Genomic DNA, 24,827 nt, shown 5'->3' with positions numbered 1-24,827 from the left:
AAAATATATGCAGAATGAAGCTATACGCTCAGTAGAGCACGAGATCAAAGTATACCTTGTAAACTCATTTACTCGGAATAATACAGGGGGGAATCCTGCTGGCGTAGTACTAAATCCCCCTCAATTAAGTGATGAACAGAAAATAGCTATCGCTAAAGAAGTCGGCTTTTCTGAAACAGCTTTTGTCTATCGAGGTGATGAGACTGATTTTGAAGTTAATTTTTTCACTCCTGAAGGAGAAGTCGATTTTTGTGGTCATGCTACATTAGCGGTATTTTTCACTTTATCTTCACTCAATTTATTGGCTTCTGGCCATTACACACAAAAAACGAAGGCAGGTATTTTAAGCGTAGCAATTGATACTGAAAATGTTGTTATGGAGCAAACACTGCCTGTTTCACGACAAGCTCCAAAGATCGATGCAGTGGCTGCTGCATTGGGAGTAAATTGCGAAGTTATTTCAGAAACAGGCTTACCTATTGAGATATTTTCAACAGGATTATCTGATATTTTGATCCCCGTACAATTTGGGCAATTAGATACGCTAAAACCGAATTTTGATGCGATTGCAGACTTAAGTCGTGAATTTAATACTATTGGCTTTCATGTTTTTGAGCTTAGCCAAGATAAAGAAATTACAGCTCATTGCCGTAACTTTGCACCTTTATATGGCATCAATGAAGAATCTGCTACAGGGAGTTCTAGTGGCGCTTTAGGCTGCTATCTTGTTAAGCATGTTTTCCCTCATAAAACGCATTTTCTATTAGAGCAGGGGCGTGCAATGCAATGTTCTTCTCTTATTCACGTTATTATTGATTCAACAGAAAATACAATTAGTCGAGTGAGAGTGGGAGGAAAAGCAACAATGATAGGCTCGAAGATTATTACTTTCTATACAACCTGTTAAATGGGTTTCTTCCTTATCTTATGATAATGCGGATAAAAAATATGGTGCAGGGATATTTATGACTTATTCAGCACGAAAAGAAGGTAATCAAGCAATACGGAATGGCTGTGAATGGCTATATCATATTGATTTTTAAACTGTATTTGACACAACGGCTTACTATAATGTAAATAGTTTATTACAATTTATTAAAGCCTCTTAAATGAGGCTTTAATAAGCTCATTTATATAATATTAGAATTAAATTGGTGGGTAAATTATTTTATATATTAGTTGATTTGTTTTTTTTCTGTTGCCAAAAGCGAAAAAGGTAAGTTAATCCAATAATAATTAGATAAATAATAGGCTCTGGTGTTGGCGATTTTAATGATAAAAAATAATGAATACAGACTAATAATAAGAGTGGATAAAATAGACTATGTATTCTTTTCCATTCTTGATTAAATTTATTTTTTAACCAATCAAATGAACTTATAGCCATCAATAATAAAATTATCCAACATAAAGCGCCTATAATAAGATAAGTACGGGAAAAAACTTCGCTAAAAAAGAAAGTAATATTTTCCCAACCTATTTCAAGTAGCAGATAACTTGCTAAATGTAAATTAGCCCAAAAAAAACACCATAACCCTAATAGTTTTCTTACTTGAAATAATGTGTTTAATTTTAAGCAAAAAGCAGCCATAGGGATCAGAGCTAATATAATTAATAAACGTAACGTTGTAATTCCAGTAAAATGCTGAATATCTTTTGAAGGATCTGCGCTGAAATTTTGCGTATAAATTGTATAAATAAGCCAAGTGAAAGCCAATAAACCAATAAGATGGAATATGGTTTTTAATAATTTAACTTCTATTCCATATACTGGTTTCATTAGAAATTTCTCCGTAAATCTAAATCTTTATATAAATGCGCGACTTGGTCGCCATAGCCATTGAACAATAGTGTTGGTTGTCTTGTAACTTGACCTAATCCACCTGTGCCTATAAAGCGTTCTGTTGCTTGTGACCAACGAGGATGGCTAACATCTGGATTAACATTTGCATAAAAACCATATTCATGTGGTGCCGAAAGATTCCACGTTGTTGGTGGGATTGACTCAGTTAAGCGAATTTTGACAATGGATTTGATCCCCTTAAATCCATATTTCCACGGAACAACAAGGCGAATAGGTGCGCCATTTTGGTTTGGCAAGGATTTTCCATATACTCCTGTCGCCAATAATGTGAGTGGATTCATTGCTTCATCGAGTCTTAATCCCTCGACATACGGGTATTGCAAACCGCCGCCAATGAAGCGACTATCTTGTCCGCGCATCTCCAGTGGTGCATAACGCGTTTCAAAGGCAACATATTTTGCACGACTATTGGGTTCAACCAAAGAAAGTAAGCTCGCTAATGGAAAACCGACCCAAGGAATGACCATCGACCATGCTTCAACACAACGCATACGATAGATGCGTTCTTCTAATTGAAATTTATGATTAATATCGTCTAAGTTTAAAGTAAGTGGGCGATTAACTTCACCATCAATAGTTAATGTCCATTCTTCTGTTTTCATTGTGTGTGCATACTTAGCAGGATCGGATTTATTAAGGCCAAATTCATAGAAATTGTTATATCCGATTACCTTATCTTCATGAGTTAATTGTAATGAAGATTGATATTCTTCAGGTTGAATAAATTGTAATTCTTTACGGGATGATTTTGGTGTCGTTGGTTTGTTATCTTCAGTAAACCATGAAAATAAATCGGCTTTTACAGTGGATGAAACCGCTATTCCAGTAGCGCCGATGCCTAATAATTTTAGTAAATTACGTCGTTTCATCATAAAAACAGATTCAGGTGTAATTTCTGATAGATTATTTTTCCTGTTTTTTTTCATGATGTTACCTCTACATAATTAAGAAGATATTTGATTGATAAGTTAATTATGCAGATATGTTTTATAAAAAAGCTGACAAAAAGATGACAATTTTGTCATATCGCGTAATTAGCATGGAAAGGCTAAAATAAATACATTATGTTTTCCAATACGCTCGTAACTGACTTTACCCTCATGTAATGTCATAATCGCTTGTACAATTGATAAACCTAAGCCACTTCCCTCTGTTGTTCTTGCATTATCACCACGCCAAAAACGAGTAAATATTTGTTCATGTTGATTCAATTCATCACCAATATTACTGATACAAATCAGTAACTGATTTTTTTCTTTTTTACATTGAGTAACGACTTGTGTATTAGCAGGAGAATATTTAATTGCATTTGATATGAGGTTCATTAATATGCGAGTAAAAAGTAAGTGATCTGCACTAACTGTTAATGTTGTAGGCTCTTTTAATAAGGTAATCTGTTTTTCTTCTGCATAAAAGGAAAATAGGTTATAAATTTCATCAATTAGATCCGATAAATTCAAGCTTTCTCTATTTAAAATGATATTTTTATTTTCAGCACGAGCGATAAATAAAACATTTTCAATTATTTTTGCAAGTTTATCCAATTCTTCAATATTACTAATAATAATTGATTCATATTCTTCTACGCTACGAGAACGTTGTAACATAATTTCATTTTGAAGTTTTATAGCGTTAATGGGGGTTCTGAGTTCATGAGCCAAGTCATCTGCTAATTGAGTTAACTTTATAAAATCATTTTTTAACCTTTTTCTCATTATATTTAATGAGTCACCTAAACTTTTCAGTTCATTGGGAAGTTGTGAGATATTTATGGTTTGACTAAGAGTATGTATATCTGTTTTAGCCGTAATTTGGCTAAGAAAACGGATATCTCTCAATCCATGTTTAATTAACCAAAAACTTAATATTCCCATAAATAAAATAGAAGCCAATGAGATAATTAATATTTTACTTAAATATTCGCTTAGCATACTGATGCGCACAAAGGATGCTTTGGCGATCACAACATTTAACACGCCTATTGGTGATTCTATTGTAAAGTTAATAGCCGAAACAGGAACTCCTGATTCTGTTTCCCAGGAGGTAATCATGTTTAAATCTATATTCTTTGTATCAGTGGTTTTTAGATGATCTGTAAATAAAATATCTGAATTAGTATCAACTAAAATTTTATTATTAGCATCCGTAATATAAATAATATCTTGTTGCATATCCATCATACGTTGAAAATAGATAGGTAATGTTTTGATATCAATTCCACTATTAATTAACTTTACTAATTGGTCTGCACGATTTACAAGTAAGGTATTATCACGAGATATTAATTCATTTTTAAGCGATTGATAAAGCGTTAAAGACATAAAACCTGCATTTGCAATCATCAATATGATAAATAAAGAGATAATTTTAAATCTCAGTGATTTTGTTTTCATTATTGACTCCATTTAGCCTATATCCCATTCCTCTAACCGTTTCGATTAATTTGATTTCAAATCCATCATCAATTTTTTTTCGTAAACGACGGATAGCAACATCTACAATATTAGTATCACTATCAAAGTTAATTCCCCAAATCTCGCTTGCAATTAATGTCCTAGGTAATATTTCATTAATATGTAAAGCAAAAAAAAGTAATAAAGAATATTCTTGGCGAGTCATTGGGATCTGTATATTATTACGCTCCACTTCATGACGAGATAAATTGATTTTTAAGTCAGCAATTTCAATAATTGTTGAAATATTTTGTTGAACTCTTAATTGATTTTTGACCCTTGCCAATAATTCTGAAAATGAGAAAGGTTTTACTAAATAATCGTTTGCACCTAATTCTAATCCTTTAACTCGGTCATCTATAGCATCTCTTGCTGTTAAACAAATCACAGGGACTGACTTTGATGTGCGTAATATTTTTAAAATATTCCAACCGTTCATTCCGGGAAGCATGATATCAAGAATAATCAATTTGTAATCATTTTCTAATGCTAAATAGAGGCCATCACGACCATCATTCGTAATATCAATAGTATATCCAGCTTCTTCTAGCCCTTTTTTAACCCAATTGGCCGTTTTTTCGTGATCTTCAATTAAGAGTATTTTCATTATGATCCTCTTAAACTCTTTAGAATAGGTATTTTGTATTATTTTAAACTAGTCATATATAGGATTAATAGAGCTAATTAAATATGATAGTTTTTACTAAAAATGACCTTGTAATAATAGATTTCAGAGACTCATTACATTGTTATTAAATAGCTTTTATGTAAAAGAGTAAGTAACTAATTTTATTCCAGAAATTCACTCGTTTTTGTATTCTCATTCTTAATAAAAAATTGTAAAACTTATATGTATGCGGCTAGGGTTTAGCAATAATTTATTGATGAATATGCTATAAAAGTTGAAGAGGATAAAAGTATTTGCTTGGTCATTGAAACTAAAAAAGCCCACCGAAGTGAGCTTTTCTAAACTTTAAAACGCACGTGCATTTGGTGTGCACTTTAAAGTCTTTTTATTGTCAGTGTGTAGTCTTGCCAATTTCGCTAACTACTTGTTTTTGAAACCGTTGTCCTATCACTGACCCACCAAATTTGGTGGAGCTGGCTTGAAGCTCCTCCCCAATATAACTGTTTGATTCTTCTATCTATGTCGATGAGGTTAATGGCACAATAGTGTGGCACAGTCGGTTTATTATCACAATATCAATATATTATCTCTTTGAATTCAACTCCCGATCCATCAATTTATGGCTGCTTTTTTAGCTAGATGGGTAAATATTTAATCTTCTTCTTGCTATATTGAATTTTGGCAATAGGATCCAGTTATGTGACAAAAGGAGATAATATAATGAATAAGTGGCGTTGGGATCAAGGTAGGCTTGAATATTTTACAATTGAAAATATTAGAAAAATAGCTTCGGTTTTTGTTGAAATGAATGGGTGTAAAGATACAAAAACATCTATTGATATTTTAAGGATTCCTCTACAAAATGCCACAGAGTTACCATTTTCTCCCAGTACTTATAAAGTATGGCGTAATTACGCTCGAGTAGTTAAATTAGGTTTAATTGCATCAAGAGTTGATGGAGTATTTCATTGTACTGATATTGCAAAATCTTTATCCTTTGGAGAAATGGCTAGTGATTCAGACTTGTATTTCCTTACGCTAGCCCGGCGTTTTTACTATCCATCACCAGTGTTTGATCAGTATGATAGTTCTGCTACGCCTACATATCCTATGCTGGCGATAATTAAGCTACTTTTGACAGTGCCTTTCATTGAAAAGGGGATTACTGTCGATGATGTATTCACTTTTTTAGTAGGAAATAATGTTACTGGTCTTGAAGATTTTATTTTTTACTCAAAAATAAGGGCTACAAGTCATATTGCTAAAGGCGATGAACGCAGGCAAGTTAATGAAATGCTGAAAGTTATGAGTCAAATTAGTTTTCTATTTTGGAATAAAAATCATTTATATATTGATGTATTGTATAAACTAGATGAAATAGAGAAGCTATATTTAACATTGAAACCTGAAATAGTTTGCACGAATATACCTAATAACGCTGATTTAGCAATAATTGCTTTAGGGAAGAAGAAAGATAAATCAGATTTTTCAAGTGATTACCTTGAGCTATTAACCCTAAGAGAATCTGAGATTGATGTTATTGACCATATAGATAATGACCATGTAGTTGCGTATGAAGAAGGTCAAAGGAGGATGAGCAACCATATACGATTGGAGAGAAATAGTAAGCTACGTCAACATTATTTGAATGCATCAAAAGAACCTTCCAAATGTGATATGTGCCATAAAACTATGCGAACTCAGTATCCTTGGGTAGTTAATTTAATCGAAATCCATCACAAATTGCCATTATCTTCTTCAATACGAGTGCAAGGTAACTTTACTTTATTGGAAGATATCATTGGTCTATGCCCCTCATGTCATAAGGCGGTACATCAATTCTATCGTAACTATTTAAAAGTAAATAATAAATCGGATTTTTCTTCTAAAGAAGAGGCCTTTGCTGTTTATGAACAAGCTAAAGCACTGTATACTTCCACAGAGTAACGCATAACTTAAAGTAAGGTAATTCTCAATATACTGTATGAAAAATCCACTTAAACAAACTTTAGAGCAAAATTCCATATTAAGGGAAGCAGAGCAAGCGGGTGTTAAGCTTGATGAAATACTATGCCAACACGGTTGGACTTACGATGACCTACGTTATGAAAGTAATATTGAGATAAGTGGGAATGAGAAACTATCAAATGCTAAGTATGTGACATTAAATGATTTAAGAAAAAAAAACCATAAAGTTCCGGTTGTAAGTTTTTTTTCTGGTGCGGGGGGGTTAGATTTAGGGTTTGAATCCGCTGGATTCTCTCATGACGCTTTAGTTGAAGTTAATCCTATTTTTTGCAGCACATTAAGATATAACAGACCTCAGTGGACAGTCATAGGTCCCCCATTAGATAATGGGGACGTTTCCAATTTTGAAAATATATGTTTGACTTTAGAGCAACGAGGGGTATCTATTGATTACCCCGGGGTTTTTATTGGAGGACCACCATGTCAGCCTTTTTCTATTGCAGCGAATCAACGATTTAGTAAAAATGATGTGAATTTTAAAAGAGTTGGTTTTTCTCATGAAAAAAACGGGAATTTACTTTTTGATTACATAAGGTTAATTCTAAAGTTTCGACCAGCGGCTTTTCTTGTAGAGAATGTTGTTGGCTTAATAGATGTTGATAACGGAGTTCAATTAAATAAGGCAATTGAATTATTAACTGAAAATGGTTACACAGTAGAAAAGCCATTAATATTAAATGCTGCCAATTACTTAGTACCCCAAAATCGAAATAGAATGTTTCTTGTTGGTAATCGGCTCAATAAGTCTTTTATTGAACCTGAACCATCTGAACAGTTGGTGCCCTGTGGTGTGGCATTAAAGGGAAATATGAATCTATTGCCTAACCATGTGACGAGGAAGCATCAAGTTTCATCTATTGTTCGATATGTAAAATTGCCATTAGGTGGAAGAGATAAATTGGGTAGGGTTGATCGACTTGATCCACTTCTTCCATCTAAAACAGTTATTGCTGGAGGGGCATCAGGAGGGGGACGTTCACATTTGCATCCAATGATTCCTAGAACGCTATCTGTTAGGGAATCTGCAAGATTACAGACTTTTCCTGATGATTATGAGTTTCTCGGAACACATTCAAGGCAGTTTACTCAAGTAGGGAATGCAGTTCCCCCTGTTTTGGCTGCTCAGCTTGCATGGCAATTTTACGTATCATTCTTTGATAAATAATACAAATGTTAGTTATGCTTAGGTTTGAATTGTAATTATGTTGTGATTTGTATAAAACCCATATTGTCCGAATCTAATAGCAAGCCCATTATGTTTTGGACTTGCTGTTTTAATTGGGAATTAATCACACTTTCTTTTGTATTGGTACGCAGAAAAACACGGCATGCATTGCGGGTTCATTTTCCATATTCTTAGCCATTTCTTTTATAGCACCTACACAAGTTTCATATTCATCATCTTCAAATACGTGAAGTTCTGAATAAGGTGGGGTTTTACCTGCTTGGGTGCCTTTTCCACCAGCAAGAACACCGCTGAGATAAGGCCCTGAAGGGTAGTACATAGGTGTTTCTCTACAGGTGGATTTTATGGACATTCCTTTCGTACCTGCAACGGTCAGCTGGCTTTGAGCTTGCTTACATGTTTCCATATCATTGTATATTAGCACGTAGGTAAAGGTAGTGGGGGAGTTTTAATGTCGTCATGCGGTACATTCCTGCGGCACAATTTCGACATAATAGAAAGAAAAACGACCTGAAACTTGTTAAGAATCAGGTCGTTAGATAGTGGTGGAGCTGGCGGGAGTTGAACCCGCGTCCGAAATTTCTACATCCGCGGCACTACATGCTTAGTCTAGTCTTTGATTTCACTTACCCACTGCGGACAGACACGCCATGAATAAGCTAGCTTGATTAAATTTAACGCTTCAACCCCAAGCTAGGCATCCACGCGATCTCTTTTGGGTTTGACCTCTCTTGATCCCCGTCTTAAGAGCGGAAGCTAGGGAGAGAGGGCTCTGAGCAGGTTATTAAGCTGCTAGTGCTAGTTTGTTTTCGTCGTTTGCGACTATTTTTTGCGGCTTTTTACGAGGCCAACCGCCCCTCGGCATGCACCTTGGGTTTCGCAAATCCCGTCGAATCCAGAATCAGCCCCAAGTTGTTAAAAGCGAGTATATCAGAAAAATACTTGTAATAGCTAGTACTTAACGCAATTTAGCGGTTAGCATTTTTCATAATACGTGCTTTGTCTAATTTCCATTCACGATCTTTAATCGTTTCACGTTTATCGTGATCTTTCTTACCCTTTGCAACGCCAATTTTGATTTTGCACCAAGCGTTTTTCCAATAAAGGGAGAGAGCAACAACGGTGTAACCATCACGGTTAATTTGACCATAAAGGTTATCAAGTTCACGCTGTTTTAATAATAATTTACGGGTACGTGTCGGATCACAAACCACATGAGTTGATGCAACATTTAAAGGTGTAATGGTTGCACCAAAAAGATAAGCTTCACCGTCACGCATGACAACGTAGCTATCACTGATGTTGGCTTTTCCTGCACGCAGTGATTTAACTTCCCAACCTTGGAGAGCCAAGCCCGCTTCTATCTCATCTTCAATGAAATATTCATGGCGAGCGCGTTTGTTTAACGCAATGGTCGCAGAACCAGGTTTGTGTGATTTTTTCTTTGTCATAATTTCCACATTATACTGTATGAGCAATAGAAAGAAATCATTTAACTGACTGTTTTCTTTTCAATTGCATAAAACTTAAGCTATATTCCATTAGATTTTTAATTAGTCACTGTTCAATGATATGATCCACACAGTGTTGTCGTACAGGAATAACTATGCCTCAGATTAGTCGATCTGCTCTCGTCCCTTTTAGTACAGAGCAAATGTTTAAACTGGTTAATGATGTTCTTACTTATCCTGATTTTCTACCAGGATGCGTTGGAAGTAAACTGATCAAAAGCACACCAGAAGAAATGATTGCATCAATAAATGTTTCAAAAGCGGGAATTAGTAAAACATTTACTACCCATAACTTTTTAAAGACTAATGAACGTGTTGATATGCGTCTTGTTGATGGCCCCTTTCGTAAATTGACTGGGGGATGGGTGTTTACCGCACTTGATGATAATGCGTGTAAGATAGAATTTCAGCTAGACTTTGAGTTCACTAATAAATTAATTGAGTTGGCTTTTGGGCGTATTTTTAAGGATTTAACGAACAATATGGTTCAAGCATTTACTCACCGAGCGAAAGAGATTTATCGTGACTAAAATATGGGTAGAAGTAACCTATGCGTTGCCCGACAAACAGTACCTTATCCCTGTTGAACTAACATTAGGGGATACTGTTGAACAAGCTATTATTGCTTCAAATATCTTAACGATTTGTAATGATATTGATTTAACTAAGAATAAAGTGGGTATTTATAGTCGACCAGCAAAGTTAAGCGATAATGTGCGAGACGGTGATAGAGTTGAAATTTATCGACCTTTAATTGCTGATCCTAAAGAAATGCGCCGTAAGCGTGCTGAAAAAGCACGACAAAAAGCGGACTAATATTATGTTTGCCCAATAATAAAAGGGGCGTCACATACTACGTTGATAGGCCATTTGGTTACAGTCAGATACAATAAAAAGACAACACTGTTATAAAGCAATTCCTCTTTATAAAAACACACCCCAACGTCAAATTTAACGTATGGGGTGCAATTCGTTTTTGCCAATCTTATACAAAACTAAGCCTTCTTAGCACAGTAATCGTATTACGATTTTGTTTCAGGTGCTGCGAAGTTAGGCATATTGCCTTGCTTATCAATCTTAGTCAGTATGCCATTGCTATCAAAAGTCAGGGTGAGCGTCTCTTGACGTACTTTCTGATGACCAGGTTCTTCACGGAAAACATAATACCAAGTCTGGCTTCCGAAAGGATCTTTAAGCATTGGCGTACCAAGGGCAAATTGAACTTGCTGCTGTGTCATTCCTTGCTGAACTTTTGCGACTTCGGCTGGTGTTAAATAATTTCCCTGATTGATATCTGGGTGATAAACCAGTCTCTCGAACATAGAGCAACCAGAAGTCATTACGACTAAAGATAAGGCGGCAACTTTTAACAGTTTAAAACGCATGGTTATTACATTCCTTTTAGGGTCATAGTGACGATGATAATCGACAACGCAGCAATTGAAAACCTTTCACGCTCTGCCTATGACCTTAAATATCAATAAAAGTTTGTTAATCGTTATGCAGCCAACAAATCTTTCGCATTTGCTAAGGTATTTTTGGTGACTTCACTTCCTGCTAATAAACGGGCAAGCTCTTGTAATCGTTCTTTTTTCGATAATAGTTTCATTGTGGTTTCTGTCTCTTCACCATTGGTTTCTTTATTAACGAAATAGTGTTGATGACCACAACCTGCAACTTGAGGTAAGTGAGTGACACACATCACTTGAGTTGACTCACCTAATTCACGGAGCAATTTGCCCACAATCGCTGCTGTTGGACCACTGATACCCACATCGACTTCATCAAAAATAAGTGCTGGTGTATCCATTTTTTTTGCTGTGATCACTTGGATTGCGAGCGCAATGCGAGATAACTCACCACCAGAAGCCACTTTAGAAAGCGCTTGATGAGGTTGTCCTGGATTGGTGGTGACATTAAATTCAACTTTTGTGGCACCATCAATTTGCAGTGAACTGTCATCAAAATAGGTATCAACAGTAAAATAACCATGTGGCATTGATAACTGATGCATACTATTAGTAATAAGTTGACTTAACTCATTTGCATATTGTTGGCGAACTTGATGCAGTTTTTTGGCGACATCTAATGCAATTAAATGGTCAGCTTTGACTTGTTCTATTAAGGCATCACAGTCGTCATTTTGACGAAGTAAGGCATTTTTTTCTTCAATTAATTGCTGATGAAGATCATAAAGTTCTTCAGGTGCAACGCGATGTTTGCGTGACAAACTAATGTACTTAGACATACGTTTTTCGACTTCAAATAAGCGATTAGGATCCATCTCTAAGCGATCGCTATAATGACGAAGTTCATCACTCACTTCACTAATCTGAATGGTAGCCTCTTCTAGCATCTCTAATAATGAATTGAATTGACCTTCCATAGAGGTTAGTTCAGTAATTTCATGTTTAGCCACGTTGAGCATACTTAAAATATTTTGCTCTTCGTTGTCGCTTAAAATTTGCAAACTATTTTGACTTAGCGTTAAAAACTGACCGCAGTTAGAAAGACGTTTATATTCTTGATCTAATTCAGGGTATTCGCCTTGTACTGGCTGAAATTCATTGAGTTCTTTTAAGTGGTAATCAACCAGTTGCTGCCTTGCTTCTCGTTCTAAAGAGAGTTGTTGAAATGCGGCTAAATTTTGGCAACTTTGATGCCATGTTTGATAAGCCGACTTCATGTTTTTTAATAAAGTAGGTTCATGGGCATAGATATCTAGTAGTTGTTTTTGATAACGAGGCTCTAGAAGTTGCTGGTGAGCATGTTGCCCATGAATTTGGATAAGTAAGGAACCAAGCTCTCTTAATTGTGAAAGAGGTACGGAAGTACCGTTGATAAAACCACGAGAACGCCCATCAGCAGAGATAGTCCTTCTTAATAGACATTCGTTATGATTATCAAGATGATGTTCTTCAAGCCAATGTTGTGCTGATGGCGTATCAGAGAGTGAGAATCGTGCACATAAATCGGCTCTAGTTGCACCTGGGCGCACCATATTAGCATCACCACGGTTACCTAAGCATAAACCTAGAGCATCAATTGCAATAGACTTACCTGCGCCAGTTTCGCCTGTAATGGTGGTCATGCCACCTGAAAAATCGATTTCAAGTTCACGGACTATGGCAAAATGACTAATGGTTAATTGAGTCAGCATAGTGCCTCTCCTGTGTATAAAAACATATCTGTAATTACATACAGTATAAACTGGTTTTTTATACAGTAAAGTAGTGAGGCACAAAAATTAGAACATTTTTTTTGACCAACCCAATTTTGAGCTGAGTGTATTAAAATAATTATAATCAGTCGGATGAACTAAGTTGAGCTTTTGACGGCTTCTTTTAATAATAACTTCATCACCCTCTTTAATTGGTAACACTAATTGGCTATCACAACTGACTTCATAATCGATATTTGTTTGTGAGAATTTTAAGCGAATTTGGCTATCACTGCTGATAACCAAAGGCCGTGCTGATAAGGTATGTGGAAACATAGGGACAAGTGCAATAGCATCAAGATTTGGAGTTAAAATAGGCCCCCCCGCAGAAAGTGAATAGGCTGTTGATCCTGTTGGTGTTGCAATAATCAAGCCATCAGAACGTTGAGAGAAAGCAAAACGATCATCAATATAAACCTCAAACTCAATCATATGAGCCACTTTACCAGGATGAAGCACGACTTCATTGATTGCTGTACCAATGCGATTTCTTTGACCTTCTGCATAGACGCGTGCTTCAAGTAAAAAACGCTTTTCTTCACGATAGTGCCCAGCCAATACATTGGTTAATTGCTGTAAGGCATTATCAGGATCAAGGTCAGTAAGAAAGCCTAAATTACCCCGGTTAACACCAATCACTTTGATGTTATAACGAGATAAAACACGTGCAGCCCCAAGCATATTGCCATCGCCACCAACAACAATGACCAGATCGGCTGCTTTACCAACTTGAGTTAGATCACCTGTTTGTGCATTTTCTAGCTTTAGTTCTTGAGCAACTTGTGTATCAATAATAACGTCATAGCCTTGAGCCAATAGCCAATGATAGAGCATTTCATGAGTTGAAATTGCTTCGGGGTGGCGTGGATGACCAACAATGCCAATACATTTAAAGTGTTTTTCTTCCGTTACGGTATTATCTGGCATTTTTTTACCCTCGTTTTGCGCCAATTCCTTGAAACCCGTTTATTGATCCCCATAATAAACTAAATATGAAGATGAATACTAAAACTACGCGGAGATGTTCATGAGTAGTAAAGAACAAAATGTACATGAAGAGCAAGTCTCAAAAGAAAAAGAAGGAATGGGATCTGTAATGGATGAGTCTCAAGAGCAAGTAACAACTGAAGAAGCACAAGCGGACTTTAATGCTCAAGCGGAGTTAGTGGAAGCATTAGCGCGTATTGATTCTCTTGAAAAACAACTAGAGCAATCTCAAAAAACAGAGCGTGAAGCCATGGCTCGTGCTTTAGCAGAAGTTGAAAATGTGCGTCGCCGTACTCAACAGGATATTGAGAAAGCACATAAATTTGCACTTGAAAAATTTTCTAATGAGTTATTGCCGGTACTTGATAATTTAGAGCGTGCGTTATCTGCGGCTGATCATGAAAATGAATCATTAAAGCCAATGATTGAAGGGTTAGAGTTAACACTGAAGTCATTCTTAGATGCCGTTCGTAAATTTGGCATTGAAGTGGTTGAAGAAAAAAATGTGGCATTTAACCCAGAAGTTCACCAAGCGATGACTTTAATCGATAGCCCTGAGCATGAATCTAATCATGTTGTCGATGTTATGCAAAAAGGATATACCTTAAACGGTCGTTTATTGCGCCCAGCGATGGTTATCGTTTCTAAATAATATCAATAAAACATTAGTTATCACATGTGCTATTACATGTAGATAAAGTAAACCGCACAACACGAAGATTATTTAATATTCTTGTTATTGTGCGGTTTTATATTTTATAGAGTGATTTTATTCAATAGGATCAAGATGCCAATTGATTGGTGTTCGGCCTTGTTGCTGTAAAATATCATTAGCCTGTTTAAAATGACCACAGCCTAAAAAGCCTCTATGAGCAGAAAGTGGTGATGGATGAGGTGCTTTTAAAATAACGTGTTTATTTGTATCAATAAAACGGCCTTTTTTCTGAGCATGTGCGCCCCAAAGTAGGAAAATAACACCTTCTCTACGTTGATTAATCTGCTCAATAACAGCATCTGTAAATATTTCCCAACCATAATTAGCGTGAGAATGTGCTTGGCCTTTCTCTACGGTCAATACGGTATTAAGCAATAAAACGCCTTGTTTTGCCCAACTTTCTAAATAGCCATGGTTAGGGCGTTTAAAATCAGGGTATTCTTTTTCAAGCTCTTTATACATATTGACTAATGAAGGAGGGGCTGGTACGCCTGGTCGTACTGAGAAAGAGAGCCCATGAGCTTGATTGGGGCCGTGATAAGGATCTTGTCCTAAAATAACGACATTTACATTATCAAAAGGCGTAAAACGAAAAGCATTAAAAATATCTTCTTGAGGAGGATAAATAATTTTACCTGCGGCTCTTTGTTGTGCGACTTGAGACATAATTTGATGAAAGTAAGGCTTTTCTTTTTCAGCGCCTATCACATCATGCCAAGTTAATGGTGCAGTCATAACCTAAAATCCTTGTTGATATCTTATCGTGTCTAAGCTTACCGATTTCATCAGGGGAATGAAAATATTACGGACTAAAAATAAAAAATTAATTGATTCCTCAACTTTTCTTTGAAAATTTACAAAAAAAATTGCAAGTTAGCTTTTAATAATAATTGATTTAAAACAACACTTTGCGCCTTGGTAGGTAAAGTGCTTATGAATTTTATTGATATTTATCAAAGAATGGCACCATTTATACTGGTATATAAGTAGACAGAAACATTGGTTAGACCAAATACCCAAGTTCTGATATGAGATTAGAATTTGATTTTGCGCCCAAATTGGAGGTCGAAATGATTACTGGTATCCAAATTACTAAAGCTGATAACGACGATTTATTACACTCTTTCTGGTTGTTAGATGATGAAAACGGCGAAGCTCGTTGCATCTGTGCTAAAAAAGGCTTTGAAGAAGGCCAAGTGATTAACCGTAAAGAGTTAGGCAATATCGAATACCGTGAAGTACCTGTAGAATCTAAACCGGTTGTTCGTGTAGAAGGTGGTCAACACCTTAACGTTAACGTATTAAGCCGCGAAACACTGGAAGATGCTGTTAACAATCCTGAGAAATATCCGCAATTAACTATTCGTGTTTCTGGTTATGCAGTGCGTTTTAACTCACTGACCCCAGAACAACAACGTGATGTTATTACTCGTACTTTCACAGAAAGCCTGTAATTTTCACTAAAGTAATAAGTTAATAATAAGCTCGATATGAAAATATCGGGCTTTTTTTATATAAAATAAGAAGAAAGATAAAATAACAAAAAACCGTAACTATTATATAGCTACGGTTTTTTATAACATCATAAAGAATACAGATTATTCGTTATCAGTATTCGTTTCTTTTGCTGGTGCAGTAGGAGCAACGTTTTTTTCTGTATGCTTAGCAACTGCTTTGCGACGTTTACCAATATTTTTACGATCGCGAGTCCGCACTTTTTCTTTAACTGCTTTTTTCTCTTCTTCTTTTTTCGCTTTGCGTTTAGCAAGCACTTTTTTAGAAGGTTTGAATGTTGCTTTCAGGCTTGGTGCTTTGGTTTCTGGACGTAGTTCAGCAATAACACGATATTTAATGGGTTCTTGAACATAACGGCCAATTTTACCTAATAATGGGTGATCGTGAGCTTCAACTAATGAAATTGCGATACCTTTACGACCCGCACGTCCTGTACGACCAATACGATGCAAGTAAACATCGGCAGTACGAGGTAAGTCAAAGTTGAAAACGTGTGTGATGTCATCTAGATCAAGGCCACGAGAAGCAACGTCTGTGGCAACAAGCACATTCATTTTGCCTGATTCTAAACGTTTGATCGCATCGTTACGCTGTGTTTGCGCCATTTCACCTTCAAGGTAGCTACATTTAATACCTTGTTTTTCTAATGCAGTGACAAGCTCTCTTACTCGCTCTCTTTTACGAACAAAGACAATCGATTTTTTAACATCGTTTTGCTTCAGTAATGCAGCAAGTAATGCGGTTTTGTGTTCAAGATTATCAGCATGATAATAGAACTGCTGAATTTTTTTACGTTCGCGGCGAGATGGATCGGCATTTAGTTCAACCGGCTCGTTGAGGATACGCTGTGCAAAATCAATAACCGCATTACCTTCTAGTGTTGCTGAGAACAGTAATGTCTGTTTGCGCCAGCGAGTTTCGCCTGCAATAGTTTCGATATCATTAGCAAAACCCATATCTAACATGCGGTCTGCTTCATCTAAAATCAGCATTTCTACCGCACGGCAGTCAAAGTTTTCTTCTTTGATGTACTGTAATAAACGACCTGTAGTTGCAACAACGATATCTTGGTTCTCGCTAAAAACCTCAGCGTGATTCATATAAGCAACACCGCCGGTGATTGTGGCGATATCTAAATGTGTGTGCACACATAATTCTTTTGCCTGCTCGGCAACTTGCATAGCAAGTTCGCGTGTTGGCGTTAGGATAAGAATACGCGGCGGGCCTGATTTTTTACGTGGATAATCAAGCAAGTGTTGAATTGCCGGAAGTAAAAATGCCGCAGTTTTCCCTGTGCCTGTTGGCGCAGAGCCTAAAATATCACGTCCATCCATTGCTGCTGGAATAGCATCTGCTTGAATTGCAGTAGGACGTTGATATCCTTTTTCTTCTAATGCGGTCAATAAACTTTCATCAAGTTCAAGACTGGAAAATGTCGTGGCTGTCATTGTATACCTCTGTTTAGGGCGCGGATTTTGACATTATCCCCCGCTAAAAGCCAGAGGATTTACCGCTATCACATTATATATTACCGATAGACGAAGGTATTCGTTGTTTTTAGGCTTAATCTAAATAAGCGTGCATCGTATACAAATAGTTTAATGTTAAGATAGGGGTTGCAGAAGCGTTATCATACCATATATCTCTTTTTCAATGACATGAATGATAAGTAATAAAAAGAGATAGTAAGGCGAATCAATAGAGTTTATAGATGAATCAAAAGAAAGTGAAAAAAGCGGGATTACGCAAAGGTGGTTTTACATTTAAACAATTTTTTGTTGCTCATGATAAGTGTGAAATGAAAGTGGGTACAGATGGTGTTTTATTAGGGGCTTGGGCGCCTATTAATAATATAAAAAGAGCACTTGATATTGGTACTGGGAGTGGCTTAATTGCATTAATGCTAGCTCAACGAGCGAATAAAGTTGAGTGTATTGATGGCATTGAACTTGATGAAAAGGCGGCATTACAAGCTACGGAAAATGCCCAAGAGTCACAATGGCATTCACTTATTCATATCTATCATAGTGATATTCATCATTATGCAGAGCAAGCACAAAATAAGTATGATCTGATTGTTAGTAATCCTCCTTATTTTGAGCCAGCAATTGCTTGTCGTAATGATGTTCGTGAGCAAGCGCGTTATACCAAAACCTTAACGCATGAGGGATTATTGGATAGTGCGCAATTACTTATCACCGAAGATGGTTTATTCTGTGTTGTATTGCCTTATTCTATTGGCGAGCAATTTATTGAAATTGCAGAAAAAAAAGAGTGGAATGTTGTAAAACGCGTTAATATTAAAGACAGCGCAGATAAACCTTATCATCGAATTTTGTTAGCATTTCAAAGACAAAACCAAGGCTGTGTTGAATGCAGTATAGATGAACTTATTATTCGTCATAATGACGGGCACTATACCGATAAGTTCCAATCTTGGGTGACTGACTTTTATTTATATTATTAAATCTATATTTAATAATATATTATTTAGGATAATATATATTGTTGTAAGTAATTGTATATATTTAAATAATATCATTGTGTTATCGTTTTTTTATTGGCAAATTGCATTTTGGTTGGTGATCACCATGATATTTTTTTTGTGATTCATCTCTTAAAATAATGATTGAATTGAACTTCATACTATTTTTTCGCTCTAAGTCTTGTAGCTCATAAAAACGAGAAGGAATAACGAGAGTAAATATGACGGAGTCATTTAAAAATAGTGCGAAGCTTGACTTCGGGAGAGTCCATCTCTAATGAGCGAGCAGTTAACGGACCAAATGTTGGTTGAAAAGGTACAAAATGGTGACCAGAAAGCGTTTAATTTGCTGGTTATCCGCTATCAACACAAGGTAGCAAGCCTGATTTCCCGTTATGTACCACAGGGTGATGTGCCAGATGTTTCGCAAGAAGCCTTTATTAAAGCTTATCGAGCCATCGGTTCTTTCCGTGGAGATAGTGCTTTTTATACATGGCTTTATCGTATTGCAGTGAATACAGCAAAAAATTATTTGGTTGCACAGGGGCGACGTCCGCCTTCGAATGATTTAGATGCAAGTGATGTGGAAAATTTCGAATCACCAAACGCACTAAAAGAAATTTCGAACCCTGAGAATTTAATGTTGTCTGAAGAGTTACGGAGAGTGGTTTTTCACACCATAGAGTCATTACCTGAAGATTTAAGGGTTGCTATTACACTTCGGGAACTTGACGGACTAAGCTATGAAGAGATAGCAGTCATTATGGATTGCCCTGTCGGAACAGTTCGTTCACGTATTTTTAGGGCGCGAGAAGCTATTGATAATAAGGTTCAACCATTAATACAAGAGTTTTAATTGTGGGTGAACCATCATTGACTGAAGGGTACTTTTACATGCAAAAAGAAAAACTTTCTGCATTTATGGATGGCGAAGTTCTTGATAAAGAATTAATGGGTGCAATTGCTCGTGATGACTCCATGAAGGAGACATGGCAACGCTACCATTTAATTCGTGACACAATGCGTGGTGATGTAGGTGAAGTAGTCCACTTTGATATCGCAAGTCGCGTTGCGCTCGCTTTAGAGAATGAACCTGTTCGCATAAGTCCTGAACAACAACAAGAGCAGCAACCTGCGCCATCACAATGGCGTCAGCACTCTTTCTTACAAACGTTACGTCCTTGGGCAAGTCAGTTAACTCAAATCGGTGTTGCGGCTTGTGTTTCATTAGCTGTTATTGTTGGTGTTCAGCAATATAATGGAAAAAGTGGTTCTGAAGATTTCCAAGTAGATACGCCAGTATTTAATACTCAACCTATTATGGGGGCGGGTTCACCAGTAAGCCTAAATCTTCAAAACGATACTTTAGGTAAAGACCAACAAACACGTTTACAAGAGCGTAATCAACGCCTTGGATTAATGTTGCAACAGTATGAGTTAGATCGTCGTATCTATAATGCACCACAAAATGAAGCACCAGTTAGTGCTCAAGGTGAAACTCAATCTGTAGTAACACAGTAATAATAGATGTGAATGTATAAATAACGTGTGGGAATGAAACTGTCGTAATGAAAAAATCATGGTTATCCACCTTATTATTGGTGGGCAGCCTGTCAATGCCGATACAAGCCTTGGCACAACCGCAAATAGGTAGTGTCAAGGCTTTGTTGCAAAAGATGGGTCATACAAGTCAAACTTCTACCTATGAATTATCTTTTATCAATATCAATTCTCAAGGTATTGTTCCTATTCGCTATCGTCATACTCTTATTGATGGCAAACCCCTTGCACAACTAATGCAAATGGATAGTACTCGCCGTGAAATAGTTCAACGTGGTGATGAAATCAGTTACTTTGAACCAGGCTTAGATGCTTTTAGCTTAAGAAATGATCATATCGTTGATTATATCCCTTCTATCATTTACCAAGATTTCAATGAATTATCAGATTATTATAATTTTATTGATGCAGGTAGAACGCATATTGGTGATATTCCAAGCCGAGTTGTTCGAGTACTATCGAAAAATAATGACCGTTATGATTATGTCTTGTTTATTGATGAAGAGAGATATCTGCCGTTAAGAGTCGATTTATTAGATAAAAATAATGACATCATTGAACAATTTCGAGTAATCACAGTTAATGAAGGGAGTGAAGTCGAAACTGAACTTAATTCGTTACGTACCGTCAATATGCCACCTTTATTACTTGTACCAAAAGCTAAACCTCTGGTTTATAACTGGTCGGTTAGTCAATTGCCTGAGGGTTTTAAAGAGGTAAAACGTAGTCACCATCAGATTTCTGAAACCGAGTTTAGTCAGTCTATTTTATTTAGCGACGGTTTATTTGACTTCTCCATTTATGTTAATAAAAGTGGTCAACAGGTTAATTCGCCCGAACGCGATAAAATGTTGAGGTATGGTCGTAATACAATTTATACCTATGACAAAGAAGGCAATGAAATTACCTTTATTGGTCAATTACCATTTTCTACGGCACAGAAGATAGTCAACAGTGTTGTATTTACGAAAAAGTAAAAGGTATAAGTTATGGTTAAAGAGTGGGCAACAGTTATACATTGGCATGAAGGAAGAGCGTTATTACGCTATGGATCGTCTTCTGGCTGTGGTAGTTGCCAAGCTCGGGCTGCATGTGGCTCTTATTTATTAAATAAAATAGGGCCTGAGACAGTTCATCAACTCGAACTCCCCGTCGCACAACCTTTAGTCGAAGGGCAAAAAGTGGAAGTGGGTATTCCTGAAAATAATCTACTTCTTTCCGCAATGCTAGTGTATTTAACGCCACTTATTGGCTTATTTATTGTTGCAGGCATTGCGGGTCTTTGGTTTTCCAGTGAATTTGCTATTTTTTGCAGTGGACTTATGGGCGGTGTCCTTGGTTTCTTATTTGCTAAAAAAGTGGCGACCTGGTGGAGTAAAGATGAAGGTTTTGAACCTATTGTATTGCAAATAGGGCTTCCACCGAATGAACTTAGCGTTCAATTTCAAAAATAATGGGTTGATTAAACAGATGGGGCATTTGCCCCATTATTTTTGCCATGTTGCTTTTGTAATAATATCTATCTTAAATTAACGCGTTTCTATATCTGGAAATTACCCGCAAAAAATTACAAATAAATGCAAGTCTTAGCATAAATGTTTGTGTTTGATGAACGTTTCTTTGAGTATAATGTCTCTAGTGTGTAGAATGCGTCATCAATAATAACTCCTGCAATATAGAGTTTTCGCTTTGTGTCCATGAATGACTCCAAAGCCAGATTTATAGAGCAAAGCAATAGAGAAAAATAATTTCAGAATGAAAAACATACGTAACTTTTCCATTATCGCACATATTGACCACGGTAAATCGACGTTATCAGATCGAATTATTCAAATTTGTGGTGGCTTATCAGATCGTGAAATGGCTGCGCAGGTTCTTGATTCTATGGATCTTGAGCGTGAACGTGGTATTACAATCAAAGCGCAAAGCGTAACCTTGAATTACACCGCTGATGACGGTGAAGTTTATCAGCTTAACTTTATCGATACCCCAGGACACGTTGACTTCTCTTATGAAGTATCTCGTTCACTTGCTGCGTGTGAAGGCGCCTTATTGGTCGTTGATGCAGGACAAGGGGTTGAAGCGCAAACATTAGCAAACTGTTATACCGCGATGGATATGGATCTTACCGTCGTTCCAGTTTTAAATAAAATAGATTTACCAGCAGCAGAGCCTGAGCGTGTTGCTGAAGAAATTGAAGATATTGTGGGGATTGATGCTACAGATGCGGTGCGTTGTTCCGCAAAAACAGGTATAGGTGTTAAAGAAGTTATCGAACGCCTTGTGAAAGAAATTCCCGCACCTGAGGGTGATCCTGAAGCTCCATTGCAAGCACTGATTATTGACTCTTGGTTTGATAACTACCTTGGGGTTGTTTCACTGATCCGCGTTAAAAACGGTAAAGTCAGCAAGGGCGATAAAATTAAGGTAATGAGTACGGGACAGGTTTATAACATTGACCGTATTGGTATTTTTACGCCAAAACAAATCGACACTACATCATTAAATTGTGGTGAAGTCGGCTGGGTTGTTTGCGGTATTAAAGATATTTTAGGTGCGCCGGTTGGGGATACCTTAACTGCGGCACAAAAACCAGCAGATAAACCCTTACCAGGTTTTAAGAAAGTTAAGCCACAGGTTTATGCGGGGTTATTCCCAATTAGCTCTGATGACTATGAATCATTCCGCGATGCATTAGGTAAATTAAGCTTAAACGATGCGTCATTATTTTATGAGCCAGAAAGCTCATCCGCGTTAGGTTTCGGTTTCCGTTGTGGTTTCTTGGGTCTCCTTCATATGGAGATTATTCAAGAACGTTTAGAACGTGAATATGACCTTGATCTGATTACAACGGCCCCAACCGTAGTTTATGAAGTTGAAATGACTAACGGCGATATTATATCAGTGGATAGCCCATCTAAATTGCCTCCACTAAATAATATTGAAGAAATCAGAGAACCTATTGCTGAATGTCATATGTTATTACCGCAAGAATACTTAGGTAATGTAATTACTTTATGTATCGAAAAACGCGGTGTTCAAACCAATATGGTCTATCATGGTAATCAGGTTTCATTGACTTATGAAATTCCGATGGCTGAAGTGGTATTAGATTTCTTTGACCGCTTAAAATCAACATCACGCGGTTATGCTTCTTTAGACTATAACTTTATTCGTTTCCAAGGCTCTAACATGGTACGTGTAGATGTCTTGATTAATGGTGATCGCGTTGATGCTTTGGCATTGATTACACATAACGATAATGCACCTTATCGTGGGCGTGAGCTGGTGGAAAAGATGAAAGAATTTATTCCACGCCAACAGTTTGATATCGCCATCCAAGCGGCAATTGGCAACCATATTATTGCTCGTTCAACTGTTAAACAGTTACGTAAAAACGTATTAGCCAAATGTTATGGTGGTGACGTTAGCCGTAAGAAGAAACTGTTACAGAAACAGAAAGATGGTAAAAAACGTATGAAGCAGATTGGTAACGTAGAGCTACCACAAGAAGCGTTTTTAGCCATTCTTCATGTTGGTAAAGATAAATAATTTAAGGAGAAAACATGGCTAACACGTTTGCCTTGATCCTAACGCTGGCAACGCTAATAACAGGCGTTTTTTGGGGAATTGAGCGCTTTAAGCTCAAGCCAGCCCGAAAAGCAAAACTAAAGCGTCTTCAAGAGATGACGCAAGGGTCCGAGGATCAGCAAGAGTTAGCAAAATCAATTAATAAACCAAGCTGGGCAGAGACATTAGGCTCCTTATTCCCAGTTTTGATTATTGTTTTGGTTCTGCGTTCATTTGTGTATGAGCCGTTTCAAATACCTTCTCGCTCCATGATGCCAACCTTGTTAGTTGGCGATTTTATCTTGGTTGAAAAGTTTGCTTATGGATTAAAAGATCCAATTACGCAAACCACATTAATTAATACAGGGAAGCCAAAACGAGGTGATATCGCAGTATTTAAGTATCCTCGTGATCCTTCTACTGACTTTATTAAACGTGTTATAGGATTGCCAGGTGATAAAATTGTTTATGATATGATGTCGAAAAAACTTCATATCTATCCAAATTGTGATAAAGCCATTTGTAATGACGAAATATCAGTAACTTATGGTACTGCGTACCCAAGTGAATGGACGCTATTATTACAAAATGTACCAGGTGGCCAGCGTATTAATGGTATGAAATCCATTCCAATTGAGGAGCCTATTTCAACAGCAACTCAATTACGTGAAGAGGAAAGGGTAGAAACTATTGATAAAGTCTCTCACCGTATTATGACAATACCGGGTGATATGACAATGCCCGAGTTTATCCAACCAGGATTACCAGTCGGTACGTGGATTGTTCCTGAAGGTCATTACTTCATGATGGGGGATAATCGAGACGGTAGTTCAGATAGTCGCTTCTGGGGCTTTGTTCCAGAGAAAAACTTAGTCGGTAAAGCAACAACAATCTGGATGAGCTTCGAAAAAGTAGAGAATGAATGGCCAACTGGTGTTCGTCTCAGTCGTATCGGTGGCATTAAGTAACTATTGACAAAATAGCTACAGCATTCCTTTCTATCTCAGTGTAGAATATGCCACTTCTTTAATATGATTGGCTCCTGTTATTCACAGGAGCCAGTGCAAACGCAACAGTTCTGTTATCCAACCCGGTAATATCTCGT

General features: G+C 36.8%; 25 protein-coding genes and 1 other RNA gene. 14 read left to right on the top strand and 12 right to left on the bottom strand.

Features of this window, described 5'->3' with window-relative positions; genetic code table 11:
- The first annotated feature begins 7 nt into the window (after window positions 1–7).
- Window positions 8–907, top strand: a complete 900-nt coding sequence (locus H1225_RS10060) for a PhzF family phenazine biosynthesis protein (protein ID WP_109847750.1) — start codon at window positions 8–10, stop codon at window positions 905–907.
- A 261-nt stretch (window positions 908–1,168) separates the two neighbouring features.
- Here H1225_RS10060 and H1225_RS10055 read toward each other — a convergent pair whose 3' ends face one another.
- The 4 genes from H1225_RS10055 to hprR form a co-directional block, all read right to left on the bottom strand.
- Window positions 1,169–1,780, bottom strand: coding sequence for a protein-methionine-sulfoxide reductase heme-binding subunit MsrQ (locus H1225_RS10055; protein WP_109847749.1), 612 nt, complete (start codon window positions 1,778–1,780; stop codon window positions 1,169–1,171).
- Window positions 1,780–2,790 (bottom strand): protein-methionine-sulfoxide reductase catalytic subunit MsrP, encoded by a 1,011-nt coding sequence (gene msrP, locus H1225_RS10050; protein WP_109847748.1) that lies wholly within the window; start codon window positions 2,788–2,790, stop codon window positions 1,780–1,782. The genes H1225_RS10055 and msrP overlap by 1 nt, the downstream gene beginning before the upstream one ends.
- A 108-nt stretch (window positions 2,791–2,898) precedes the next feature.
- Window positions 2,899–4,257: a heavy metal sensor histidine kinase gene (locus H1225_RS10045; RefSeq protein ID WP_109847747.1), complete on the bottom strand. Its 1,359-nt coding sequence runs from the start codon at window positions 4,255–4,257 to the stop codon at window positions 2,899–2,901.
- Window positions 4,232–4,924 carry a response regulator transcription factor HprR gene (gene hprR, locus H1225_RS10040; protein ID WP_072063303.1) on the bottom strand — a complete coding sequence of 231 codons (693 nt, stop codon included), beginning with the start codon at window positions 4,922–4,924 and terminating at the stop codon, window positions 4,232–4,234. The genes H1225_RS10045 and hprR overlap by 26 nt, the downstream gene beginning before the upstream one ends.
- A 741-nt stretch (window positions 4,925–5,665) precedes the next feature.
- Here hprR and H1225_RS10035 point away from each other — a divergent pair.
- Both H1225_RS10035 and H1225_RS10030 read left to right on the top strand, forming a co-directional pair.
- A complete protein-coding gene (locus H1225_RS10035; protein WP_161724810.1) occupies window positions 5,666–6,892 on the top strand; it encodes an HNH endonuclease in 1,227 nt (408 codons plus the stop codon).
- A gap of 37 nt (window positions 6,893–6,929) precedes the next feature.
- Window positions 6,930–8,138: a DNA cytosine methyltransferase gene (locus H1225_RS10030; RefSeq protein ID WP_239739105.1), complete on the top strand. Its 1,209-nt coding sequence runs from the start codon at window positions 6,930–6,932 to the stop codon at window positions 8,136–8,138.
- Window positions 8,139–8,262: 124 nt separating this feature from the next.
- Here the strand turns inward: H1225_RS10030 and H1225_RS10025 are convergent, their stop codons facing one another.
- The 3 genes from H1225_RS10025 to smpB all read right to left on the bottom strand — a co-directional run bounded on the left by H1225_RS10025 (window position 8,263) and on the right by smpB (window position 9,610).
- Window positions 8,263–8,565, bottom strand: a complete 303-nt coding sequence (locus H1225_RS10025) for a hypothetical protein (RefSeq protein WP_161724817.1) — start codon at window positions 8,563–8,565, stop codon at window positions 8,263–8,265.
- Between the two features lie 137 nt (window positions 8,566–8,702).
- Window positions 8,703–9,068, bottom strand: a transfer-messenger RNA (tmRNA) gene (ssrA, locus tag H1225_RS10020).
- Between the two features lie 59 nt (window positions 9,069–9,127).
- Window positions 9,128–9,610 (bottom strand): SsrA-binding protein SmpB, encoded by a 483-nt coding sequence (gene smpB / locus H1225_RS10015; RefSeq protein WP_069367807.1) that lies wholly within the window; start codon window positions 9,608–9,610, stop codon window positions 9,128–9,130.
- A 155-nt stretch (window positions 9,611–9,765) separates the two neighbouring features.
- Between smpB and H1225_RS10010 the strand changes: the two genes are divergently transcribed.
- Together H1225_RS10010 and H1225_RS10005 are read left to right on the top strand one after the other, a co-directional pair.
- Entirely contained in the window at window positions 9,766–10,200 is a 435-nt protein-coding gene (locus H1225_RS10010) for an SRPBCC family protein (RefSeq protein WP_006533588.1), read from the top strand.
- Window positions 10,190–10,486, top strand: a complete 297-nt coding sequence (locus H1225_RS10005; RefSeq protein ID WP_369961909.1) for an RnfH family protein — start codon at window positions 10,190–10,192, stop codon at window positions 10,484–10,486. Before H1225_RS10010 ends, H1225_RS10005 begins: the two co-directional genes overlap by 11 nt.
- Before the next feature lie 206 nt (window positions 10,487–10,692).
- Here the strand turns inward: H1225_RS10005 and bamE are convergent, their stop codons facing one another.
- The 3 genes from bamE to nadK form a co-directional block, all read right to left on the bottom strand.
- Complete coding sequence (gene bamE, locus H1225_RS10000) at window positions 10,693–11,055, bottom strand: outer membrane protein assembly factor BamE (protein ID WP_006533585.1); 363 nt, start codon at window positions 11,053–11,055, stop codon at window positions 10,693–10,695.
- A gap of 113 nt (window positions 11,056–11,168) precedes the next feature.
- Window positions 11,169–12,830 carry a DNA repair protein RecN gene (gene recN, locus H1225_RS09995; protein ID WP_109399834.1) on the bottom strand — a complete coding sequence of 554 codons (1,662 nt, stop codon included), beginning with the start codon at window positions 12,828–12,830 and terminating at the stop codon, window positions 11,169–11,171.
- An 87-nt stretch (window positions 12,831–12,917) separates the two neighbouring features.
- Entirely contained in the window at window positions 12,918–13,817 is a 900-nt protein-coding gene (gene nadK / locus H1225_RS09990; protein ID WP_109847741.1) for an NAD(+) kinase, read from the bottom strand.
- 100 nt (window positions 13,818–13,917) lie between these two features.
- On the opposite strand from nadK, the gene grpE reads away from it, so the two are divergent.
- A complete protein-coding gene (gene grpE / locus H1225_RS09985) occupies window positions 13,918–14,529 on the top strand; it encodes a nucleotide exchange factor GrpE (RefSeq protein ID WP_109399836.1) in 612 nt (203 codons plus the stop codon).
- Between the two features lie 117 nt (window positions 14,530–14,646).
- Here the strand turns inward: grpE and ung are convergent, their stop codons facing one another.
- A complete protein-coding gene (ung, locus tag H1225_RS09980; protein WP_006533579.1) occupies window positions 14,647–15,327 on the bottom strand; it encodes a uracil-DNA glycosylase in 681 nt (226 codons plus the stop codon).
- Between the two features lie 335 nt (window positions 15,328–15,662).
- Here ung and grcA point away from each other — a divergent pair, with 335 nt between their 5' ends.
- Window positions 15,663–16,046, top strand: a complete 384-nt coding sequence (gene grcA / locus H1225_RS09975; RefSeq protein WP_023581591.1) for an autonomous glycyl radical cofactor GrcA — start codon at window positions 15,663–15,665, stop codon at window positions 16,044–16,046.
- 144 nt (window positions 16,047–16,190) lie between these two features.
- Here the strand turns inward: grcA and srmB are convergent, their stop codons facing one another.
- The gene (srmB, locus tag H1225_RS09970) at window positions 16,191–17,555 is read right to left on the bottom strand and encodes an ATP-dependent RNA helicase SrmB (RefSeq protein WP_219515319.1); all 1,365 of its coding nucleotides are present in this window, start codon (window positions 17,553–17,555) and stop codon (window positions 16,191–16,193) included.
- Window positions 17,556–17,818: 263 nt separating this feature from the next.
- Here srmB and trmN point away from each other — a divergent pair, with 263 nt between their 5' ends.
- The 7 genes from trmN (at window position 17,819) to lepB (ending at window position 24,690) form a co-directional block, all read left to right on the top strand.
- Window positions 17,819–18,574: a tRNA(1)(Val) (adenine(37)-N(6))-methyltransferase TrmN gene (trmN, locus tag H1225_RS09965; protein ID WP_109399838.1), complete on the top strand. Its 756-nt coding sequence runs from the start codon at window positions 17,819–17,821 to the stop codon at window positions 18,572–18,574.
- Window positions 18,575–18,869: 295 nt separating this feature from the next.
- Window positions 18,870–19,448, top strand: a complete 579-nt coding sequence (gene rpoE, locus H1225_RS09960; protein WP_006533574.1) for an RNA polymerase sigma factor RpoE — start codon at window positions 18,870–18,872, stop codon at window positions 19,446–19,448.
- Window positions 19,449–19,486: 38 nt separating this feature from the next.
- Window positions 19,487–20,113, top strand: coding sequence for an anti-sigma-E factor RseA (rseA, locus tag H1225_RS09955; RefSeq protein ID WP_202608224.1), 627 nt, complete (start codon window positions 19,487–19,489; stop codon window positions 20,111–20,113).
- Between the two features lie 47 nt (window positions 20,114–20,160).
- On the top strand, window positions 20,161–21,129 hold the full coding sequence (gene rseB / locus H1225_RS09950) for a sigma-E factor regulatory protein RseB (RefSeq protein WP_072063263.1): 969 nt from the start codon (window positions 20,161–20,163) through the stop codon (window positions 21,127–21,129).
- Window positions 21,130–21,141: 12 nt separating this feature from the next.
- Window positions 21,142–21,606 carry a SoxR-reducing system protein RseC gene (rseC, locus tag H1225_RS09945; RefSeq protein ID WP_006533571.1) on the top strand — a complete coding sequence of 155 codons (465 nt, stop codon included), beginning with the start codon at window positions 21,142–21,144 and terminating at the stop codon, window positions 21,604–21,606.
- A 301-nt stretch (window positions 21,607–21,907) separates the two neighbouring features.
- The gene (gene lepA / locus H1225_RS09940; RefSeq protein WP_072063262.1) at window positions 21,908–23,704 is read left to right on the top strand and encodes a translation elongation factor 4; all 1,797 of its coding nucleotides are present in this window, start codon (window positions 21,908–21,910) and stop codon (window positions 23,702–23,704) included.
- Window positions 23,705–23,718: 14 nt separating this feature from the next.
- Complete coding sequence (lepB, locus tag H1225_RS09935; RefSeq protein WP_006533568.1) at window positions 23,719–24,690, top strand: signal peptidase I; 972 nt, start codon at window positions 23,719–23,721, stop codon at window positions 24,688–24,690.
- Window positions 24,691–24,827 lie beyond the last annotated feature (137 nt).

Origin of the sequence: Proteus penneri (genome assembly GCF_022369495.1) — a bacterium.
In the GTDB taxonomy this organism is placed as follows: Bacteria; Pseudomonadota; Gammaproteobacteria; order Enterobacterales; family Enterobacteriaceae; genus Proteus; species Proteus penneri.
The sequence above is the reverse complement of the archived record's forward strand: the minus strand, read 5'-3'. Positions and strand labels throughout refer to the sequence as shown.

What these genes read in the sequence shown, in the direction of transcription:
- rseA (WP_202608224.1), top strand. Translation starts at nt 19,487, where the DNA reads ATGCAAAAAGAAAAACTTTCTGCATTTATGGATGGCGAAGTTCTTGAT.
- trmN (WP_109399838.1), top strand. Translation starts at nt 17,819, where the DNA reads ATGAATCAAAAGAAAGTGAAAAAAGCGGGATTACGCAAAGGTGGTTTT.
- bamE (WP_006533585.1), bottom strand. Translation starts at nt 11,055, where the DNA reads ATGCGTTTTAAACTGTTAAAAGTTGCCGCCTTATCTTTAGTCGTAATG.
- recN (WP_109399834.1), bottom strand. Translation starts at nt 12,830, where the DNA reads ATGCTGACTCAATTAACCATTAGTCATTTTGCCATAGTCCGTGAACTT.
- lepA (WP_072063262.1), top strand. Translation starts at nt 21,908, where the DNA reads ATGAAAAACATACGTAACTTTTCCATTATCGCACATATTGACCACGGT.
- rseB (WP_072063263.1), top strand. Translation starts at nt 20,161, where the DNA reads ATGAAAAAATCATGGTTATCCACCTTATTATTGGTGGGCAGCCTGTCA.
- H1225_RS10060 (WP_109847750.1), top strand. Translation starts at nt 8, where the DNA reads ATGCAGAATGAAGCTATACGCTCAGTAGAGCACGAGATCAAAGTATAC.
- grcA (WP_023581591.1), top strand. Translation starts at nt 15,663, where the DNA reads ATGATTACTGGTATCCAAATTACTAAAGCTGATAACGACGATTTATTA.
- ung (WP_006533579.1), bottom strand. Translation starts at nt 15,327, where the DNA reads ATGACTGCACCATTAACTTGGCATGATGTGATAGGCGCTGAAAAAGAA.
- rpoE (WP_006533574.1), top strand. Translation starts at nt 18,870, where the DNA reads ATGAGCGAGCAGTTAACGGACCAAATGTTGGTTGAAAAGGTACAAAAT.
- srmB (WP_219515319.1), bottom strand. Translation starts at nt 17,555, where the DNA reads ATGACAGCCACGACATTTTCCAGTCTTGAACTTGATGAAAGTTTATTG.
- H1225_RS10010 (WP_006533588.1), top strand. Translation starts at nt 9,766, where the DNA reads ATGCCTCAGATTAGTCGATCTGCTCTCGTCCCTTTTAGTACAGAGCAA.
- lepB (WP_006533568.1), top strand. Translation starts at nt 23,719, where the DNA reads ATGGCTAACACGTTTGCCTTGATCCTAACGCTGGCAACGCTAATAACA.
- nadK (WP_109847741.1), bottom strand. Translation starts at nt 13,817, where the DNA reads ATGCCAGATAATACCGTAACGGAAGAAAAACACTTTAAATGTATTGGC.
- H1225_RS10055 (WP_109847749.1), bottom strand. Translation starts at nt 1,780, where the DNA reads ATGAAACCAGTATATGGAATAGAAGTTAAATTATTAAAAACCATATTC.
- H1225_RS10035 (WP_161724810.1), top strand. Translation starts at nt 5,666, where the DNA reads ATGAATAAGTGGCGTTGGGATCAAGGTAGGCTTGAATATTTTACAATT.
- H1225_RS10030 (WP_239739105.1), top strand. Translation starts at nt 6,930, where the DNA reads ATGAAAAATCCACTTAAACAAACTTTAGAGCAAAATTCCATATTAAGG.
- msrP (WP_109847748.1), bottom strand. Translation starts at nt 2,790, where the DNA reads ATGAAAAAAAACAGGAAAAATAATCTATCAGAAATTACACCTGAATCT.
- rseC (WP_006533571.1), top strand. Translation starts at nt 21,142, where the DNA reads ATGGTTAAAGAGTGGGCAACAGTTATACATTGGCATGAAGGAAGAGCG.
- grpE (WP_109399836.1), top strand. Translation starts at nt 13,918, where the DNA reads ATGAGTAGTAAAGAACAAAATGTACATGAAGAGCAAGTCTCAAAAGAA.
- smpB (WP_069367807.1), bottom strand. Translation starts at nt 9,610, where the DNA reads ATGACAAAGAAAAAATCACACAAACCTGGTTCTGCGACCATTGCGTTA.
- H1225_RS10045 (WP_109847747.1), bottom strand. Translation starts at nt 4,257, where the DNA reads ATGAAAACAAAATCACTGAGATTTAAAATTATCTCTTTATTTATCATA.
- hprR (WP_072063303.1), bottom strand. Translation starts at nt 4,924, where the DNA reads ATGAAAATACTCTTAATTGAAGATCACGAAAAAACGGCCAATTGGGTT.
- H1225_RS10025 (WP_161724817.1), bottom strand. Translation starts at nt 8,565, where the DNA reads ATGGAAACATGTAAGCAAGCTCAAAGCCAGCTGACCGTTGCAGGTACG.